Origin of the sequence: Helicobacter pylori FD535 (genome assembly GCF_000296015.2) — a bacterium.
GTDB classification, from domain to species: Bacteria; Campylobacterota; Campylobacteria; order Campylobacterales; family Helicobacteraceae; genus Helicobacter; species Helicobacter pylori_CT.
The window spans coordinates 19,247-36,270 of record NZ_AKHP02000001.1 but is presented as its reverse complement, the minus strand read 5'-3'; the positions used below and the strand labels follow the sequence as shown (position 1 = coordinate 36,270).

Genomic DNA, 17,024 nt, shown 5'->3' with positions numbered 1-17,024 from the left:
AAGAGAGTATTTACCGCCATTCATAGATGGCAATATGATGGGCGTGGCGTTTCAGATTCTAGGGATAGATGATTTTGGGAGGAAGCTCAATGAGATTGTCCAAGATATAGGGACTAAGTATATTATTTTGAGCAAAAATAAGACTTATCTCACTTCTTTAGAAAGAGCTAAATTGATAACCCAATTAAAATTAAATTTGGAATAAGAACATGACTGAAGACAGATTGAGTGCAGAAGATAAAAAATTTCTAGAAGTAGAAAGAGCTTTAAAAGAAGCGGCATTAAATCCTCTAAGGCATGCTACTGAAGAACTTTTTGGTGATTTTTTAAAAATGGAAAATATCACTGAGATTTGTTACAATGGGAACAAGGTTGTATGGGTTTTAAAAAATAATGGCGAATGGCAACCATTTGATGTGAGAGACAGGAAAGCCTTTAGTCTGTCTCGTTTAATGCATTTTGCTCGGTGTTGTGCAAGTTTTAAGAAAAAAACAATAGACAACTATGAAAATCCTATTTTGAGCAGCAATTTAGCGAATGGTGAAAGGGTGCAGATTGTCCTTTCCCCTGTTACAGTTAATGATGAAACCATTTCCATATCCATAAGGATACCTAGCAAAACAACCTATCCTCATAGCTTCTTTGAAGAGCAGGGTTTTTATAATCTACTAGATAACAAAGAACAAGCGATCAGCGCGATTAAAGATGGTATTGCTATTGGTAAGAATGCGATTGTTTGTGGTGGCACAGGAAGCGGTAAAACGACTTATATCAAAAGCATCATGGAGTTTATCCCCAAAGAAGAAAGGATCATATCCATTGAAGACACCGAAGAGATTGTATTCAAACACCACAAGAACTACACGCAGCTTTTTTTTGGGGGGAATATCACCTCTGCTGATTGCTTAAAGTCATGTTTGAGAATGCGGCCTGATAGAATCATTTTAGGAGAACTCAGAAGCAGTGAGGCATACGATTTTTATAATGTGCTTTGTAGCGGTCATAAAGGCACGCTAACCACTCTGCATGCAGGGAGCAGTGAAGAAGCGTTTATCCGTTTAGCCAACATGAGTTCATCTAATAGTGCAGCAAGGAATATCAAGTTTGAAAGTCTTATTGAGGGCTTTAAAGATTTAATTGATATGATTGTCCATATCAACCACCACAAACAGTGTGATGAATTTTATATCAAACATAGGTAGTAGGTGCAATGGAAGACTTTTTGTATAACACCTTATATTTCATAGAGGATTATAAGTTGGTTGTTATTTTTAGTTTCATAGGGTTAATAGCGTTATTTTTTCTCTACAAATTCATGAAAGCTCAAAAAAAGGCTTTTAAAGATAAAGCTAACCAACCTCAAAAGAAAAAAAGCTTTAAAGAAATCATTATAGATGGGCTGAAAGAAAGGGTTAAAACCTTTGGCTTTTGGTTACAAGCTATACTATTACTATCCTATTCTTTTATCACATCAGGGTTACTTTTCTTGATTCTCTTAGGTAATTTTTATGATGATAACAGATTGCCTGAGAGCGATGATGATCTTTTTGATATATGGATCTATGCGATACAAGATTTTCCTGCATACTATTTTAAAGCGCTTTGTTTTAGTTCACTCAAGATTTATGGGTTCAATATATCCTTAGTCGTCTATAGTTCTATTTTATGCTCTTATATCTTCATTACCTTTTTTGTGTGGTTCTTAAAATACTTAACTCGGACTAGAGACATAGGAGCGAATAAAAAAGTTGATGATCTCTTTGGGAGTGCGAGTTGGGAAACTGAAGAGAAAATGATCAAAGCTAAACTTATCACACCCAATAATAAAAAACGCGCCTTTGACAAACGAGAGGTTATTGTAGGCAGGCGTGGTTTAGGGGATTTTATCGCTTACGCAGGGCAGGCGTTCATTGGCTTGATTGCTCCTACTAGAAGCGGTAAAGGTGTGGGTTTCATCATGCCCAATATGATCAATTATCCTCAAAATATCGTTGTGTTTGACCCTAAGGCGGACACTATGGAAACTTGCGGAAAAATCAGAGAAAAACGCTTCAACCAAAAAGTGTTCATCTATGAACCTTTCTCCTTAAAAACACACCGATTTAATCCTTTCGCTTATGTGGATTTTGGTAATGATGTGGTTTTGACTGAAGACATACTCTCTCAAATTGACACACGCCTAAAAGGGCATGGGATGGTGGCTAGTGGGGGGGATTTTTCCACTCAAATCTTTGGATTGGCAAAGCTCGTGTTCCCTGAAAGACCTAATGAAAAAGATCCTTTTTTTAGCAATCAAGCGCGGAATCTTTTTGTCATCAATTGCAATATTTATAGGGATCTCATGTGGACTAAAAAGGGGCTTGAGTTTGTCAAAAGAAAAAAAATCATCATGCCTGAAACCCCCACAATGTTTTTCATAGGTTCTATGGCAAGCGGTATCAACTTGATTGATGAAGACACAAACATGGAAAAAGTCGTGTCTCTGATGGAATTTTTTGGAGGTGAAGAAGATAAGAGTGGCGACAATCTAAGAGCGCTTAGTCCTGCTACTAGAAACATGTGGAATAACTTCAAGACAATGGGTGGCGCTAAAGAAACTTATAGTTCTGTTCAAGGGGTCTATACATCAGCGTTTGCACCCTACAATAACGCCATGATCAGAAATTTCACGAGCGCTAATGATTTTGATTTCAGGCGTTTAAGGATTGATGAAGTGAGTATTGGCGTGATCGCTAATCCTAAAGAAAGCACTATTGTTGGGCCGATATTAGAGCTGTTTTTCAATGTGATGATTTATAGCAACCTTATTCTGCCAATCCATGATCCACAATGCAAAAGAAGTTGCTTAATGCTTATGGATGAATTCACGCTCTGTGGCTATTTGGAAACCTTTGTTAAAGCGGTAGGGATCATGGCAGAATACAACATGCGCCCCGCTTTTGTGTTTCAAAGTAAGGCGCAACTAGAGAATGACCCCCCACTTGGTTATGGCAGGAATGGCGCTAAGACTATTTTAGACAACCTTTCTTTGAATATGTATTATGGGATTAACAACGATAACTACTACGAGCATTTTGAAAAACTTTCTAAGGTGTTAGGGAAATACACAAGACAAGATGTGAGCCGAAGCATTGATGATAATACAGGTAAGACCAATACTTCTATCAGCAACAAAGAGCGGTTTTTGATGACCCCTGATGAATTGATGACTATGGGCGATGAGCTTATCATTCTAGAGAATACGCTCAAACCCATCAAATGCCACAAGGCGCTTTACTATGATGATCCATTCTTCACTGATGAACTCATCAAGGTGAGTCCAAGTCTGAAAAAGAAATACAAATTGGGGAAAGTGCCTAATCAAGCAACATTCTATGATGATTTGCAAGCTGCTAAAACTAGAGGTGAATTGAGCTATGATAAATCTTTAGTGCCTGTAGGTTCAAGCGAACTGTGATTAAGACAAAATATCTTAACAAAAAGAAGAAAAATATATTTTAGAAAAATTAAAAGATAATGGTGTAAATGATATTATTATAAATTCATAAAATAATAGGAGTGTGTCATCAAGATTGCTTATAAAATGAGTATGCTCTACTCGTTATATCGCACCTGAGAATAGATGCAACGGAATTTCTTCACGTAAGTGCCATTAGGGTTGTGTTTCATGCCCCCATTGTAAGCGCCTATTGCCATTTCTACTAATTGATACACGCTTTTGTTAGGATATTTCTGTTTGTAGTAATCAAAATTTTCTTTTAAAATTTGTTTGGCTAATTGGATCGCAAAATCCACATCATTAAGCAATTTGGTTTTGAGGAGCGTTTTAGAATAAGTAGGATAGAATTTTTTAGCGGTGTTCAAAGTGATATGAAACATGGAATAGGAAGTGTCTTTTAGGGAAATTTCGCGCTTGTTGTTCAAGCCCAAAGAACTTTCTAATAAAGCGATAGAAATGAGCGTTCTGCACATTATTTCATTGTCGCAGCCTTTTTGATGGATATGGATAAGATTTTCGTATTGCTTGAAACTGATGGTTACTTTTTGGCATGGATAGGCTAAGGAATTAAGAAGTAAAGCTAGACCAATCCATTTCCCAAACAAAACTTTAATTTACTTTGAATCTTTCAGTAACGCTTTTTGTAACTTTTGCTTGTCGTATTTGAGCTTGTCCTTTAATGGCAAAAGTAAAGTTTGAACGCTCTCATAACCACACAGCATTCCCTCTTTATAGGGGTCGTTTTTGATTTTTACATAAAGACTGATGCCATTAGCATAACACAAACCATTAGACTTGATATAGTAGCTTTTGATTTCTTCTTCTAAGTTTATCAAGTCATTAGGGTTGATGGGCGATTTTTTGCTGTAAGAATTTTCGCTAATCAAAGTCCCCTCATAGCTTCTTTTGATCGTGGTTTCTTTATCCACTAATAATCCATTATAGTTTTCTTTTTCTTTGACAACTCTCATTGTTTCAAAAGAATTACTTGTTTTAGGAGAAATAGGCACTTCCACTACTCTAGGTTTCTTAGCATTTTTCTTTTTCAACTCTGCTTCTAAAGCTTTTAGTTTCTTTTGATTTTCTAAGTCTTTGAGCTTGTATCTAGCCAATTCAGCCTCTTGTTTTTCTTTTTCTGCTAAGAGTTTCTTTTCCCTCTCTTCTTCATTGGCTATGAGTTGGGAGTTAGCGATTAGCTCTTCTATGAGCTTCTCTTTGCTGTTTTCAGGAGTGGTTTGAGTGGCTGATGGTTGGGCCTCATTGGCGTTATTTGTCTCTTTTAGTCTATACAGGCTATAAGGAGCAATGATATTGGGTTTTTGAGTAACGCTATCGCTAGTGGGCATAGCGACCATCTCATCTCTTAGGGGCGAACACACTTCATCATTGGGTCTGCAGATCACATCGTTGGCGTAGTTGAAATACGCGCGTTTTTGTTGTTCAAAAAGCTTGTTCTCATCAATTGACGCTCCCTTATCAAGCGTGTGGGCATTGGGATCGCTTCTTTTTGGCACTCTCAAAAAAGTCGCTTGGGCATAAGGCATGTTCTCATTGATTTTTAACACAAACTTAGCGTTTCGTTTGTTGAGCGCTTTGAGAATGTTGTAATACCCATTGACTTGTTCTAACGAGCCTGTGATGATGATGAGATCCGCATAAGTCCCCATCGCTCTTGTTTTGATAATAGGGTTTTCTATGGATAAATAGTTGTTGTAATCCAATAGATCCATAGCGTAGAGATAGGTTTTGTCTTTCAAAGCGCTATTGCCAAACCAATCCCCAAAGCTTTTGTCATTCACGTTCAAGGTGTCGTATATATCAAAAAGCGCTTGAGTTTTTGTGTCATCAACAGAGACATATTGAGGTTTCTTATGATCAGGGATCTGTTGGCGCTGTCTAGCTTCTTTTTTGAGTCGTTTAGCTTCTTTCTTGGTCTCTTTAGTTTCTTTAGTGGCCTTAATGACCTTATCGGCTTCACTTATTTCTTTAGCATAAAGAGTGTTAGAGGTTAGTAAGCCTATGAGCGATACAGCGGTTGCTAGTTTTCTAAACATTAGTTTCCTTTTTTTCAGATTGATATAGAGACAAAATTCCATATTCCATTGCATTTAAGGTAAGCGATGTAGCTGTAAAAAACTCATTGTTTTTGAAATTCTTTTTTCTTTTCATCAATCCATTGCATTTGGGATATTTAGGATCTTGTGAATCCACGCTAGCAATCCATTTGCACTTAAGATAATTTTTACACCCTAAGAAAAAAGAATTTTCTTTAATATTAGCTTTTACACTAGCCAAGCAGACCATTTTCATTGAGCCATTTATTTCTCGTAAAACGCCCTTACAGCCGCCTTTATTTACATAATTAGAGCAACCATAAAATGAGACACTATTCAATTCTCTTTGTATCATTTTATAGGCCGCTTGTGTGGGTCATGCAGTGAATAACAAACCACTACAACGCCTAAATTTTTGAAATTTTCTCTTATTCTTTCTTTAGTCAAAATCGTTGTTTTGCCTCAATCTTTCGTCTCTTTAGCTTCAGTTGGTTTGTTGGTAACGCTTGTTGCTTGAGATTTTTGGGTTTCGTTATTGGCAGTTGTTGCCGCTTTAGATTGCTTTTTGGACAATTTTTCAACTAATTTCACTAAGTTGATATTAGAAAAAGACAAAAAGATTCCTATTGCGACAAAGATTATCCCAACAATCCCCATAGCACCGCTCAAAACACAACATAAAACCCCTGCTCCAATGAGACCTAATGAATCATAACGCTTATCAGTCAAACTGTTTTTGAAAAAATTCACAAAAGCGTTTGGTTTTTTTGTTTCATGGGTTGTTTCAGTTGTATTGATTGTGTCAGCCATAGTGTTACCTCCATAATGGTATATTCTCAATTTGTTACTATGAAACAAATCCATGTTATTATAGCAAAAAATATAAAACCATTGGTTTGGCTAGAAAAACAGGCTAAAGAATGGCTCAAATTGTAAAAGGATCTGACATTTTTAAAGATTTTTATCGCACCACCCTCTCTTTTTTAAAGCCTTTATTGCTTTTATTGGGTTTATTGTTGCCGTTTTCGCTTTGTATAGCTGATGAATATATTAGCATAAGTGATGATTGGGATGAAATTGCGCGAAATCATAAGACATATTATTTTGAAAATGGTTTAGACCATTTTAATCAAGGCCAATACCAGCAAGCCTTTAAAGATTTTAGATTGGTGCAAGAATACAGCATTGGGCTTGGCAGCGTTTATTTAGCCAAAATGTATTTGGAGGGAAAGGGCGTGAAAGTGGATTACAAAAAAGCGCAATTCTATGCAGAAAACGCTATCAAAGGGTATGGGAGCGGGTTGTTAGGGGGCGCTTTAATTTTAGGACGCATGCAAGCAGAAGGCTTAGGAATGAAAAAGGATTTGAAACAAGCGCTTAAGACTTACAGGCATGTGGTTCGCATATTTTCTAATAAAAGCACAAATTTTGCTAACACTTTTGGATCAAACCTTGCGGAATTTACTAGTATGCTTATTGGATCGCGATTCATTGATCTTTCAGGTTTGAGCGCGAATCCTATAAAATTTGGAAAGAAGTTTGGAATACTTGTTAAGAAATCCCTTCAAATCAAAGATAAGACACTTCTTTGGGAAGACATTGCTGAAATTTCAAGCAATATCATTTTACTCAAACAACAAATGGGGGAAATCCTTTATAGGATTGGGATCGCTTATAAAGAAGGGCTTGGAACCAGAAAACAAAAAAGTAGGGCTAAAAAATTCTTGCAAAAATCCGCAGAATTTGGCTATGAAAAAGCCATGGAAACTCTGTAGTTTTTTTAATCAAACTTGTATTAAGCTTGACTGAATGGGTTAAAAAATCCGTTTAGACCGCCCCGATTAAAACAAAACCCTATTTTTCCATTATAATAGACACTTGATTGTTTTCAATCTCTACATAGAGTTCTTTTTGAGAATTAGAGCTGTAAGAGAGCTTGTTTTGCTGATAGGCTTTGTAATCTTGGTCAAACACCACATAAAACAAGCGTTTGTTTTGGGAGTTGGGGTAAGGGATCACATTGATAGAAGAAAAAGCAATATTCTTTTTTTCGTTTTTCGCAAACACCCTTTTTTTATACTCTTTAAAAGCGTTGAATTTCATGCCGTCATAACGGGTGAAATCGGGGTTATAAAAACGCATGTAGCGTTCAAAATCGCCCCTAGTCCAGGCTTCTTTCCATTGAAAAAGGGAGCTTAAAATCATGCTCAATTCTTCTTTAGTGCTGGGGGAAAACTTGTCTTCATAGGTGATGAGAAACGCTTTTTCGCCTTTCAATACCTTATCATAAGAGCTTAAAAGCGGGTTTTCAATCGCAATACAGCCCTTGGTGTTCAATTCATTCCTATCGCCATTTAAAGGCATTCCATGCACCCAAATGCCATGCCCGGTGCGTTTTTTCAAGGTGTCATACAAATTAGGGTAATTCGTTACAAAAGCCAAAACGCCATAATATTGATCCAAGCGCTCTATTTTCTGCGTGATACGATACACCCCAATAGGCGTGGCCAAATCGCCCTCTAAAGTTTTATCGCCCTTTTTAGAGCCTACAAGGGCTTTAGAGCTGTTGATTTTTTTAAGCATGTTGTTGTCTATTTCATAAAACTCTAAACTAGGCTTGGATTTATCCGCCACAAATAAAAACTGCTTGTTTTGATAGTAGCCAAAATCCGTGTCCTTATTTTGAAGCTCTTCTGCCCAAAAAGACTTATCCGCTAAATAAGAATCCAATTTTTGACCCACCACTTCCAAGCCTTGCTTTTGATAAAGGCGCACAATTTCCAACAAACGCTCATCAGCATTCAACACAAACCCCATTAACAGAACCGGTAATACCTTTTTCAATCCATACCCCTTTTATGGATATATCCCAGTTTTTGCAAGCTCTTTTCTTCCTTGCTCCATGATTTTTGAGCGATCACTTGCAAGTTTAAAAAAACCTTTTTTCCGCCCACTTCTTGCATTTTCAATCGTGCGTTAGTCCCGATGCGTTTGATATTCACCCCGTTTTTGCCTATCACGATTTTTTTTTGGCTTTCTTTTTCTACGATAATGCACGCATACACCTTATCTATGCGTTCTTCTTCTATAAATTTATCAATCATTACATCGCTTTCATAAGGGATTTCATCGCTCAAAAAATCAAACAAACTCTCCCTAATGATTTCCTTATAAATATCGCGCATTTTTTCATCGCTCATCAAATCCTTTTCAAAAAGCCATGCGTTAGGGCTTAAATGCTTGCTGATGCATTCTAAAAGCGCATTTAAATTTTGAGATTTTTTCGCGCTCAAAGGCACTAGGGCTAAAAATTGTGAAGCGTATTGTTGATACTCTTGTAATTTTTGCAAAACCTGCTTATGCGTGGCGGTGTCAATCTTACTCAAAGCCAAGATATGGGGTTTTTGGCACAAACTCAAAAACTCCTCATAGCCTTTTAAATCATCATGCACAGAAGCCAAAAAAACGCATAATTCAGCATCGCCCATCGCTTTTAAGGCCTGTGAGAGCATGCATTGGTTGAGTAATTTTTCTTGATGATGAAGCCCTGGCGTGTCTAAAAAAATGATCTGGCTCTCATACCCCTCTTTATCTTTAAAAGGCACGATGCATTTCATTAATTTTCTTGTCGCATTAGCCTTATGCGAAACGAGGGCTAAATGAGCGTTTAATAAAGTGTTTAAAAGAGTGCTTTTTCCAGCGTTTGGTTTGCCTATAAGAGCTACAAAGCCTGCCTTAGTTTTCATTATAAAATATACTTCACTAAATTTTCATCAGCCACTAAATCCTCTAGCTTTGATTGAACCAACTCTTTAGTGATAGTAACATTTTGCCCCGAATAATCCTCTGCTTCAAAACTGATGTCTTCTAGCACTTTTTCAATGGTGGTGTGCAACCTTCTAGCGCCTATATCTTCGCTTTTTTGATTGGCGTTATAAGAAAGTTTGGCTAACTCTTTGATCGCATTATCTTCAAACGCAATCTCTACGCCTTCCACTTTTAAAAGGGCTTGGTATTGCTTGATGATAGAAGTTTTAGTTTGGGTTAAAATCATATACATGATTTCTTCGGTTAAATTCTCTAACTCCACCCTTAAAGGGAAACGGCCTTGCAATTCAGGGATGAGATCGCTTGGCTTAGAAAGATGAAAGGCCCCTGCTGCAATGAATAAAATATACTCTGTTTTAATAGAGCCATACTTCGTATTCACCACACTCCCCTCTACAATCGGCAACAAATCCCTTTGAACCCCCTCTTTACTGGGATCTTGACGGCCTGCTTCTTTAGAGCTTACAGCGATCTTATCAATTTCATCAATAAAAATCACCCCTGAACTTTCCGCGCGCTTCAAACCTTCCATTTTAATGGCTTCGCTGTCTAAAAGCGTGTCGCTAATTTCTGTTTTTAGGGCTTCTTTAGCCTCTTTAACGCTTAAAGTTTTTTTGACTTTATCCTGTTCTTTATGGAAAAACTTAATCACATTTTCTTGAACCCTTAAAATTTCAGGCGGCACATTAGAATCAATCTCTATGCTTTTTTTACGCACTTCAATTTCAATTTCTCGGCTATCCAACTCGCCTTGTGCGATTCTTTGTTGCATTTTTAAAAGGCTGTTAGCGTATTCTTGTTTTTTTTCTTCGCTCACGCCACTAGGCAAGGGGGGTAGGAGTTTTTTAGCGATTTTTTCTATAACCGCCTCTTCAATCTTGTCTTTTAATTTTTCTTTATGCTCATTTTCCACTAAAAGCACGCTGTTATTGACTAAATCCCTTACCATAGACTCCACATCGCGCCCCACAAAACCCACTTCTGTGTATTTGCTCGCTTCCACTTTCACAAAGGGGAGCTCCATGATTTTTGCTATTCTTCTTGCGATTTCAGTTTTACCCACGCCAGTAGAGCCAATCATTAAAATGTTTTTAGGCGTGATTTCTTCTTGTAAGGATTTTTCCAGTTGCAAACGCCTGTAACGATTCCTAAAAGCGATAGCGATAGACTTTTTAGCTTCCTTTTGCCCAATGATGTATTCATCTAAATAAGCGACAATTTCTCGTGGGGTCATATTCAATTTAGACATTAAAGCTCCAAAATTTTAATATTCGTATTGGTGTAAATGCAAAGATCCCCTGCGATTTTTAAGGACTCTTCTACAAGTTTTCTGGGCTCTAAATGAGCGAAATGATCTAAAGCCCTAGCCGCGCTTAATGCGTAATTCCCCCCACTCCCAATAGCAGCGATCTTATTGTCTTCAGCTTCTAAAACATCGCCCGTGCCGCTCAAAATGAAAATGTGATCCAAATTTAAAACGATCATCATCGCTTCTAATCGGCGTAAATACTTATCCTTGCGCCATTCTTTGCTGAAATCCACCACGCTTTTAAACAAATCCCCCTTTTTGCTCTCTAAAATGCGTTCAAACATATCAAACAAACTAAAAGCGTCCGCCGTGCTCCCGGCAAACCCGCTTAAAACCTGGTTGTGGTACAAGCTTCTGATCTTTGTCGCATTGGCTTTGACCACGCAATTGCCCAAAGTTACCTGCCCATCGCCTCCAATGAGCGCGAACTTCTTGCCCCCCATCTCCCCTCTATAACCTAGAATCGTCGTCGCTTCAAACATTTTCTACTCAGCCACCACATCAATTTTAAACGCGCCCACAACCCCAAATCCAAGCTTGACTTCAATCTCATAAATCCCTGTGCTTTTAATCGGGTGTTTGAGCTCAATGTCTTTTTTATCTAAATCCAAACTCGCATGCTGTTCTTTCAAACGCTCCGTGATCTCTTCTTTAGTGATCGCTCCAAATAAAGAGCCGTTCGCACCGACTTTTTTATGGATAGTCAGCGTGATGGTTTGTAAGGTTTCTACCATTTGCAATTTTTGTGCCTTTTCTAGGGCTTCTTTTTCCGCTTTCTTTTTAACTTCGGCTTTGTATTTGTTGATCACTTCGTTAGTGGCGAGTTTGGCTTTTTTGTTAGCGATTAAAAAGTTATTCCCATAGCCATCCTTAACCTCACACACTTCACCCGCTTTGCCTAAATTTTTCACATCTTCTAGTAACAGAACCTTCATTACATCCCCTTTAAGTTGTAAGTAATTTGTAATTATACTCTTTATTTTAATAAGTTGGGTTTTTATTGCCTATTCCTACCACCCATCTGTTTTTCTAAAGCCTGTTTGATCAACCCCAAACAATCAGGGATATTCTCTTTTGTTTTTAGTTTGACTTCTATATCCCCATTCCCCAAATGACCTTTATTAGTCATATCCCTTGCCAGATTTTTTTCGTCTTGTAGTTCATGGAGTTTCATGTTTAAATACAATTTTAATTTTAAATACAATTTTAATCCATTTTTTTGTGGGACAATATCCACAAAATTGGTGTTAAATATATAAGAGATATAATCTTGATTAAATTTTTCGGTTATCCCTTCATCAAGAGCTTTAATCTCTCTTCTTAAAATATCAAATAATTCCCTTGAATTCGAACTGAACTTATAAGAGCTTAAATCATAAACCTTTTTTTCTTTCTTTTCTTTCTTTTCTTTCTTGGGTTTATATTTCTCTAATGTTTCTGCATCCAGATTTGGATAAGTCCAAATCTTTAAAGCCCAATCCGCTAAATCATTAGCTCTTTTTTTAATCTCTTCTTCGCCAAAAGATTCCAAATCTTTTAAACTTTGATTGAGTTTCAACGGGCTTTGTTTGAAGCCCTTCTCCATGTCTCTTTTTTCTCGAAAAGATCTGTTGCTGTATTCAGAGTTATAACCGGTTAGAGTGAGATTGCCTATTGTGTGGAGATACTGAGTGTGTATCCTTTCATAATCTTGCCCTAGATCCTTTTTCCATTTTTCATCGAGTGTTTTAGGCATGATGTGTTCTATAGTGCATTTCTCAGTATTGACCGGCTCTTTTGTGTCAAAATTTTCTAACCTTTCAAGATAGTATCTAGCTTTCTCTGTTTTATTTGAATCACAAAGTTCTTTCGTAGTGAAAGAATTTTTAAACTCATCATCACCGGGAAATCTTTGTTCTTTTATCAAAGAGCCAAAATGCGCCTCTAGGCTTTCAAAATATTCATTTTTTTGGATATGTCTTGTAAAAGAGGCAAAGGTTTTATTGAGACCATTTGTGCCAAACCCACACACCGCTCTTCTGACAAGATAGCTTTCTGTCAAAGCGATGCTACAGATAAAATCAGTCTTTGACAAAAACCCACCTTTATAATCGTTATAAAGCTCTAAGAGTAGCGGATAAATCACATCCATCTTTAAATCCACCAAAAAACTTAAAGCCTTGTTTAAATCTTTATTGGCTTCTTTTTTGAATGCAATCTGGCAAAAATACCCACAATATTTTTGCAAATCTTTTAATAAATCCTCTATTTCTATCCCTTCTTTTTGCTGATAATCTTTGAAAGCCTCATAAACTCTTTTCTCATTGGGAATTTTTCCTGTTTTGATCGTGAGATAATGCCTGACAAATTTATTGAACAACTCCTCTCTCTCACTCTGTTCAAATCCCTCCTCCATAGCCCTCCAATACTTCTCATAAAAAATCTTTTGTTCTTCGGGTTCTAATCCCATTAGAATGTAGTTTCTGATCAAATCCGTTTGCGTGAGATCCTTGCCCGTTGAGTTCATGCTCTCAAAGATGAGCTGGGGGTTATCCTTGCCTCTCTCTAAAGAGATTTCAACCACCATGAGTTTGTCTAATCCTTTAAAAATCGTTTCTAGTTTGTCGGTGTTTTCACGGATCCATTCTTCAAATAATTCAAAATTTTCCATTATTTTTGATGAAGGCTCGCTCGGTTTTCTTTTGTTTCTATCAATCAAAGAGAGCAAGGTATCTCTATCAGGCTCTGAGAGGATGAGTCTGAATTTTTTATCGCCTTTCTCATCGCTGTTAATGAGGTAGCGATTCTGGATTTTTTGGCGCGAAAATTTTTCTAAAAATTCATCTTCATCGTTTAAATAATCTCTCAAAGCGATAAATAAAAGCGTGATGGTGGTGAGTCTTTGTTGGCCGTCAATAATGAGAAGCTCGTTGTGGTTAGTGGAGTATAAGCCATCATGCACAAACACGATAGAGCCAATAAAATGCCCTTCTATTTGATCGTTTCCACCCGTTTTGATAATATCATCCCACAACTGCTTACAATGCTCCTTACCCCAACTATACACCCTCTGATAGATCGGAATGACAAATTGTCTTTCTTGACTCTTGCCGATAAAGTCTAGCAGTTTCATATCGTCTGCTTTCATAAATAACACTCCTTGATTTAGCGGATTTTACCGCATGCATCTTAATAAAACTTGATACAGATTCTACTTTTTTTACCCCATAAATGCTATAATCACCCCTATCAATCAAACTCAATTCATAACAATTAAAGGTGGTTAATGATAGTAAGAACTCAAAATAATGAAAGCAAGATCAAAGAGTTTTTTGAATTTTGCAAAGAAAATGAAGTGGAATTTGTGGATTTTAGATTCAGCGATATTAAAGGCACTTGGAATCACATCGCTTATTCTTTTGGGGCTTTAACGCATGGCATGTTTAAAGAGGGGATTCCTTTTGATGCGAGTTGTTTTAAAGGCTGGCAAGGCATTGAACACTCCGATATGATTTTAACCCCTGATTTGGTGCGTTATTTCATTGACCCTTTTAGCGCGGATGTGAGCGTGGTCGTGTTTTGCGATGTGTATGATGTGTATAAAAACCAGCCTTATGAGAAATGCCCTAGAAGTATCGCTAAAAAAGCCTTACAGCATTTAAGGGATTCAGGTTTGGGCGATGTGGCTTATTTTGGCGCAGAGAGCGAATTTTTCATCTTTGACTCCATTAAGATCAAAGACGCTTCTAACTCCCAATACTACGAAGTGGATAGCGAAGAGGGCGAATGGAATAGGGATAAGAGCTTTGAAAATGGCGTGAATTTTGGGCATAGACCGGGCAAGCAAGGGGGCTATATGCCTGTGCCGCCAACGGATACGATGATGGATATTCGCACTGAAATTGTGAAAGTCTTAAACCAAGTGGGGCTAGAAACTTTTGTCGTCCATCATGAAGTCGCGCAAGCGCAAGGCGAAGTGGGCGTGAAATTTGGGGATTTGGTGGAAGCCGCTGACAATGTCCAAAAACTCAAATACGTGGTTAAAATGGTCGCTCATTTAAACGGGAAAACCGCCACTTTCATGCCAAAACCTTTATACGGGGATAACGGGAGCGGGATGCACACCCACGTGAGTATTTGGAAAAACAACGAAAACCTTTTTAGTGGCGAAACTTACAAGGGCTTGAGCGAGTTGGCGTTGCATTTTTTAGGGGGCGTGTTGTGCCACGCTAGAGGGTTAGCCGCTTTCACTAACGCTTCCACTAATTCTTATAAACGCCTAATTCCTGGCTATGAAGCCCCATCCATTTTGACTTATTCGGCTAATAACAGGAGCGCGAGCGTGCGTATCCCTTATGGGATTTCTAAAAACAGCGCGAGGTTTGAATTCAGATTCCCGGACAGCTCATCAAACCCCTACTTGGCTTTTGCAGCGATTTTAATGGCGGGTATGGATGGCGTTAAAAATAAGATTGATCCCGGCGAAGCGATGGATATTAACCTTTTCAAATTGACTTTAGATGAAATCAGAGAAAAGGGTATCAAACAAATGCCCCACACTTTAAGGAGATCGTTAGAAGAAATGTTAGCCGATAAGCAGTATTTAAAAGAGGATCAGGTCTTTAGCGAAGAATTTATTCAAGCCTATCAGTCTCTTAAATTCAACGCTGAAGTGTTCCCATGGGAGAGCAAACCCCATCCTTTTGAATTTATCACCACTTATTCATGCTAAAACAATGAGCGGATCAATAATCCCATTTTAAACATTTAGAATAAGGCAAAAATGCCTTGTTCTTAAAAAAAGTGGTTTGAAAAAATTGATTTTTTTTGCTTTTTGGATAAGTCTTACTCAACGCTCTTTAATCTTTAAAAATGGGGTTTTTAACTTTATTTTTATGCAAAACCCATTTTTTAAGGGGATAGAGAGCATTTGAAATAACACCCCTAAAACCTCCAACTAAACCTACCTAAACCCAATATTAGTTTGATTGCTAAAATAAGGGCTATCAAAGTCTTTGGGCGTGTAACGCGCTTCTTTCTCTATAAACAAGCGTCTTTAAACGCAAGCGACATGCAAAGCGTCAAAATGAGTCCCAACGCTAGCACAACCGCCGAGTAAAGACGCTCCAATAAACACGCTATTTCTAATGGTTTTCATTTTATATCCTTTGATTTTAGAATTTTTTAATAACTCAAATGCTTTAATCAGGAGTTTATGATAGTTAAGATTTATCATTAAACAACAAGTAAATAAAACTCAAAACAATCAAAATAACGCTCTAAATCCAAAACAGAAACGCTACCCTTTGTAATCTTAGATAATTTTTGCTATAATAAAGCCCTAACTGAAATTGTTCATTTTATTTTAGTTAGGCTCCTTGAATTGAAATTGTAGTAGGGTTTACCACACTTGCCTTGTGTTAACTAATCACACAAGGCAAGATTAATCCTTACAAAATAAACTCTTCCAATACAGCTTAATCGTCAGCAATATCCCCTATAGTAAAAAGCCTTTTAGTAAGGCTAACAAGTGGTGGTATTTCATTATAGAAGCGTGCATCTATACAAAAAGAATTAAAACATTCAACCAAACATCTCGTTGATTTCATATTTTTTAGCGGCTTTATCTTTAAGCCATAGAGCCACTTCTAAAGCCCCTTTAGCAAAAATAGATCGGTTAGTCGCTGTATGGCTAAGCTCTATGTATTCGCCCTCTAAATAAAACCCTATCGTGTGCTTCCCGGCAACATCGCCCCCCCTTAAAGCGGCTATGCCAATGCTTTCTTTAGAGCGCAAACCTTCTCTGTGAGTGGTAAGGGCGTTTTTTTCATCATACCCCCTAGCCTTAGCGCAAGTTTCATACAAACTCAACGCCGTGCCGCTCGGGGCGTCTTTTTTGAGATTGTGGTGCGTTTCTACAATTTCAATATCCGCATCTTTTAATTTCACAGAAGCTAAAAAGGCTAATTGATTGAGCATCATAATCCCAATAGACATGTTGTGCGCATGCAAAAGCGGCGCTTTTAAGGCTAATTGTTGCATTTTTTCTAGCGTTTCTTTTTCTAAACCGGTCGTGCCAGAAACTAAAATTTTAGGGCATTCTAAAAGAGCCTCTAGCAAATTATTTACGCCTTTAGGTAAAGAAAAATCAATCACGCATTCGCAAGCTCTCACAAACGCTTTTAAATCATTGGTTACTAAAGGGGCGCACGAAAAAGAGCTAAAATCCGTTTCGCATTTTTGCCTGACAAACACGCTAGATAGCGCTAATCCCTTATACCCCCCTTTTAATTCTTCTAAAAGCAGTTTCCCTATACGACCGCTCGCTCCATAAACACCGATTTTCATGCGCTTT

15 protein-coding genes and 3 pseudogenes are annotated in these 17,024 nt (G+C 37.6%); 5 read left to right on the top strand and 13 right to left on the bottom strand.

The genetic code is table 11. From position 1 onward, the window contains the following. From cagZ to cag5, 3 genes and pseudogenes are all read left to right on the top strand, one after another. Positions 1-205: pseudogene (gene cagZ, locus DV63_RS18190) on the top strand (cag pathogenicity island translocation protein CagZ); the annotation flags it as partial. Between the two features lie 4 nt (positions 206-209). Beyond that, positions 210-1,202, top strand: a complete 993-nt coding sequence (gene virB11, locus DV63_RS09785; RefSeq protein ID WP_000133881.1) for a cag pathogenicity island type IV secretion system ATPase VirB11 — start codon at positions 210-212, stop codon at positions 1,200-1,202. Between the two features lie 8 nt (positions 1,203-1,210). Continuing rightward, positions 1,211-3,457, top strand: coding sequence for a VirD4 family type IV secretion system ATPase Cag5 (gene cag5 / locus DV63_RS09780; RefSeq protein ID WP_000389364.1), 2,247 nt, complete (start codon positions 1,211-1,213; stop codon positions 3,455-3,457). Between the two features lie 137 nt (positions 3,458-3,594). Here cag5 and cag4 read toward each other — a convergent pair whose 3' ends face one another. The 5 genes and pseudogenes from cag4 to cag1 form a co-directional block, all read right to left on the bottom strand. After that, complete coding sequence (gene cag4, locus DV63_RS09775) at positions 3,595-4,104, bottom strand: VirB1 family T4SS lytic transglycosylase Cag4 (protein ID WP_000467272.1); 510 nt, start codon at positions 4,102-4,104, stop codon at positions 3,595-3,597. Positions 4,105-4,113: 9 nt separating this feature from the next. Further along, complete coding sequence (cag3, locus tag DV63_RS09770; RefSeq protein WP_000488778.1) at positions 4,114-5,553, bottom strand: type IV secretion system outer membrane cap subunit Cag3; 1,440 nt, start codon at positions 5,551-5,553, stop codon at positions 4,114-4,116. Then, complete coding sequence (locus DV63_RS09765; protein ID WP_000615997.1) at positions 5,546-5,908, bottom strand: topoisomerase DNA-binding C4 zinc finger domain-containing protein; 363 nt, start codon at positions 5,906-5,908, stop codon at positions 5,546-5,548. The genes cag3 and DV63_RS09765 overlap by 8 nt, the downstream gene beginning before the upstream one ends. Positions 5,909-5,910: 2 nt before the next feature. Beyond that, a pseudogene (locus DV63_RS18625) lies at positions 5,911-6,000 on the bottom strand (cag pathogenicity island protein); the annotation flags it as partial. Between the two features lie 15 nt (positions 6,001-6,015). Further along, positions 6,016-6,363, bottom strand: a complete 348-nt coding sequence (cag1, locus tag DV63_RS09760) for a cag pathogenicity island protein Cag1 (RefSeq protein ID WP_000785796.1) — start codon at positions 6,361-6,363, stop codon at positions 6,016-6,018. Between the two features lie 137 nt (positions 6,364-6,500). On the opposite strand from cag1, the gene DV63_RS09755 reads away from it, so the two are divergent. Then, on the top strand, positions 6,501-7,328 hold the full coding sequence (locus DV63_RS09755; RefSeq protein WP_033636434.1) for an HP0519 family Sel1-like repeat protein: 828 nt from the start codon (positions 6,501-6,503) through the stop codon (positions 7,326-7,328). 79 nt (positions 7,329-7,407) lie between these two features. Here the strand turns inward: DV63_RS09755 and csd6 are convergent, their stop codons facing one another. The 6 genes from csd6 to DV63_RS09725 all read right to left on the bottom strand — a co-directional run bounded on the left by csd6 (position 7,408) and on the right by DV63_RS09725 (position 13,817). Further along, positions 7,408-8,397: a cell shape-determining L,D-carboxypeptidase Csd6 gene (gene csd6 / locus DV63_RS09750; protein ID WP_000757138.1), complete on the bottom strand. Its 990-nt coding sequence runs from the start codon at positions 8,395-8,397 to the stop codon at positions 7,408-7,410. Next, the gene (gene era / locus DV63_RS09745; protein WP_000849807.1) at positions 8,394-9,299 is read right to left on the bottom strand and encodes a GTPase Era; all 906 of its coding nucleotides are present in this window, start codon (positions 9,297-9,299) and stop codon (positions 8,394-8,396) included. The genes csd6 and era overlap by 4 nt, the downstream gene beginning before the upstream one ends. After that, positions 9,299-10,630 carry an ATP-dependent protease ATPase subunit HslU gene (gene hslU / locus DV63_RS09740; protein ID WP_000040789.1) on the bottom strand — a complete coding sequence of 444 codons (1,332 nt, stop codon included), beginning with the start codon at positions 10,628-10,630 and terminating at the stop codon, positions 9,299-9,301. The genes era and hslU overlap by 1 nt, the downstream gene beginning before the upstream one ends. Beyond that, the gene (hslV, locus tag DV63_RS09735) at positions 10,630-11,172 is read right to left on the bottom strand and encodes an ATP-dependent protease subunit HslV (protein ID WP_000461052.1); all 543 of its coding nucleotides are present in this window, start codon (positions 11,170-11,172) and stop codon (positions 10,630-10,632) included. Before hslV ends, hslU begins: the two co-directional genes overlap by 1 nt. A gap of 3 nt (positions 11,173-11,175) precedes the next feature. Continuing rightward, positions 11,176-11,625 carry a 50S ribosomal protein L9 gene (gene rplI, locus DV63_RS09730; protein ID WP_000866266.1) on the bottom strand — a complete coding sequence of 150 codons (450 nt, stop codon included), beginning with the start codon at positions 11,623-11,625 and terminating at the stop codon, positions 11,176-11,178. A gap of 62 nt (positions 11,626-11,687) precedes the next feature. Further along, positions 11,688-13,817, bottom strand: a complete 2,130-nt coding sequence (locus DV63_RS09725; protein WP_000642521.1) for a DUF262 and DUF1524 domain-containing protein — start codon at positions 13,815-13,817, stop codon at positions 11,688-11,690. Between the two features lie 138 nt (positions 13,818-13,955). Between DV63_RS09725 and glnA the strand changes: the two genes are divergently transcribed. Further along, complete coding sequence (gene glnA, locus DV63_RS09720; RefSeq protein ID WP_000637108.1) at positions 13,956-15,401, top strand: type I glutamate--ammonia ligase; 1,446 nt, start codon at positions 13,956-13,958, stop codon at positions 15,399-15,401. A 231-nt stretch (positions 15,402-15,632) separates the two neighbouring features. Here glnA and DV63_RS18420 read toward each other — a convergent pair. Continuing rightward, positions 15,633-15,827 (bottom strand): annotated as a pseudogene (locus tag DV63_RS18420) (urease-enhancing factor). Between the two features lie 425 nt (positions 15,828-16,252). After that, on the bottom strand, positions 16,253-17,017 hold the full coding sequence (dapB, locus tag DV63_RS09710) for a 4-hydroxy-tetrahydrodipicolinate reductase (RefSeq protein WP_000690490.1): 765 nt from the start codon (positions 17,015-17,017) through the stop codon (positions 16,253-16,255). Positions 17,018-17,024: the final 7 nt, after the last annotated feature.

Excerpts from the sequence above, each read along its gene's own strand:
- virB11 (WP_000133881.1), top strand. The coding sequence starts at position 210 with ATGACTGAAGACAGATTGAGTGCAGAAGATAAAAAATTTCTAGAAGTA.
- cag5 (WP_000389364.1), top strand. The coding sequence starts at position 1,211 with ATGGAAGACTTTTTGTATAACACCTTATATTTCATAGAGGATTATAAG.
- cag3 (WP_000488778.1), bottom strand. The coding sequence starts at position 5,553 with ATGTTTAGAAAACTAGCAACCGCTGTATCGCTCATAGGCTTACTAACC.
- DV63_RS09765 (WP_000615997.1), bottom strand. The coding sequence starts at position 5,908 with ATGATACAAAGAGAATTGAATAGTGTCTCATTTTATGGTTGCTCTAAT.
- cag1 (WP_000785796.1), bottom strand. The coding sequence starts at position 6,363 with ATGGCTGACACAATCAATACAACTGAAACAACCCATGAAACAAAAAAA.
- era (WP_000849807.1), bottom strand. The coding sequence starts at position 9,299 with ATGAAAACTAAGGCAGGCTTTGTAGCTCTTATAGGCAAACCAAACGCT.
- hslU (WP_000040789.1), bottom strand. The coding sequence starts at position 10,630 with ATGTCTAAATTGAATATGACCCCACGAGAAATTGTCGCTTATTTAGAT.
- hslV (WP_000461052.1), bottom strand. The coding sequence starts at position 11,172 with ATGTTTGAAGCGACGACGATTCTAGGTTATAGAGGGGAGATGGGGGGC.
- rplI (WP_000866266.1), bottom strand. The coding sequence starts at position 11,625 with ATGAAGGTTCTGTTACTAGAAGATGTGAAAAATTTAGGCAAAGCGGGT.
- DV63_RS09725 (WP_000642521.1), bottom strand. The coding sequence starts at position 13,817 with ATGAAAGCAGACGATATGAAACTGCTAGACTTTATCGGCAAGAGTCAA.
- glnA (WP_000637108.1), top strand. The coding sequence starts at position 13,956 with ATGATAGTAAGAACTCAAAATAATGAAAGCAAGATCAAAGAGTTTTTT.
- dapB (WP_000690490.1), bottom strand. The coding sequence starts at position 17,017 with ATGAAAATCGGTGTTTATGGAGCGAGCGGTCGTATAGGGAAACTGCTT.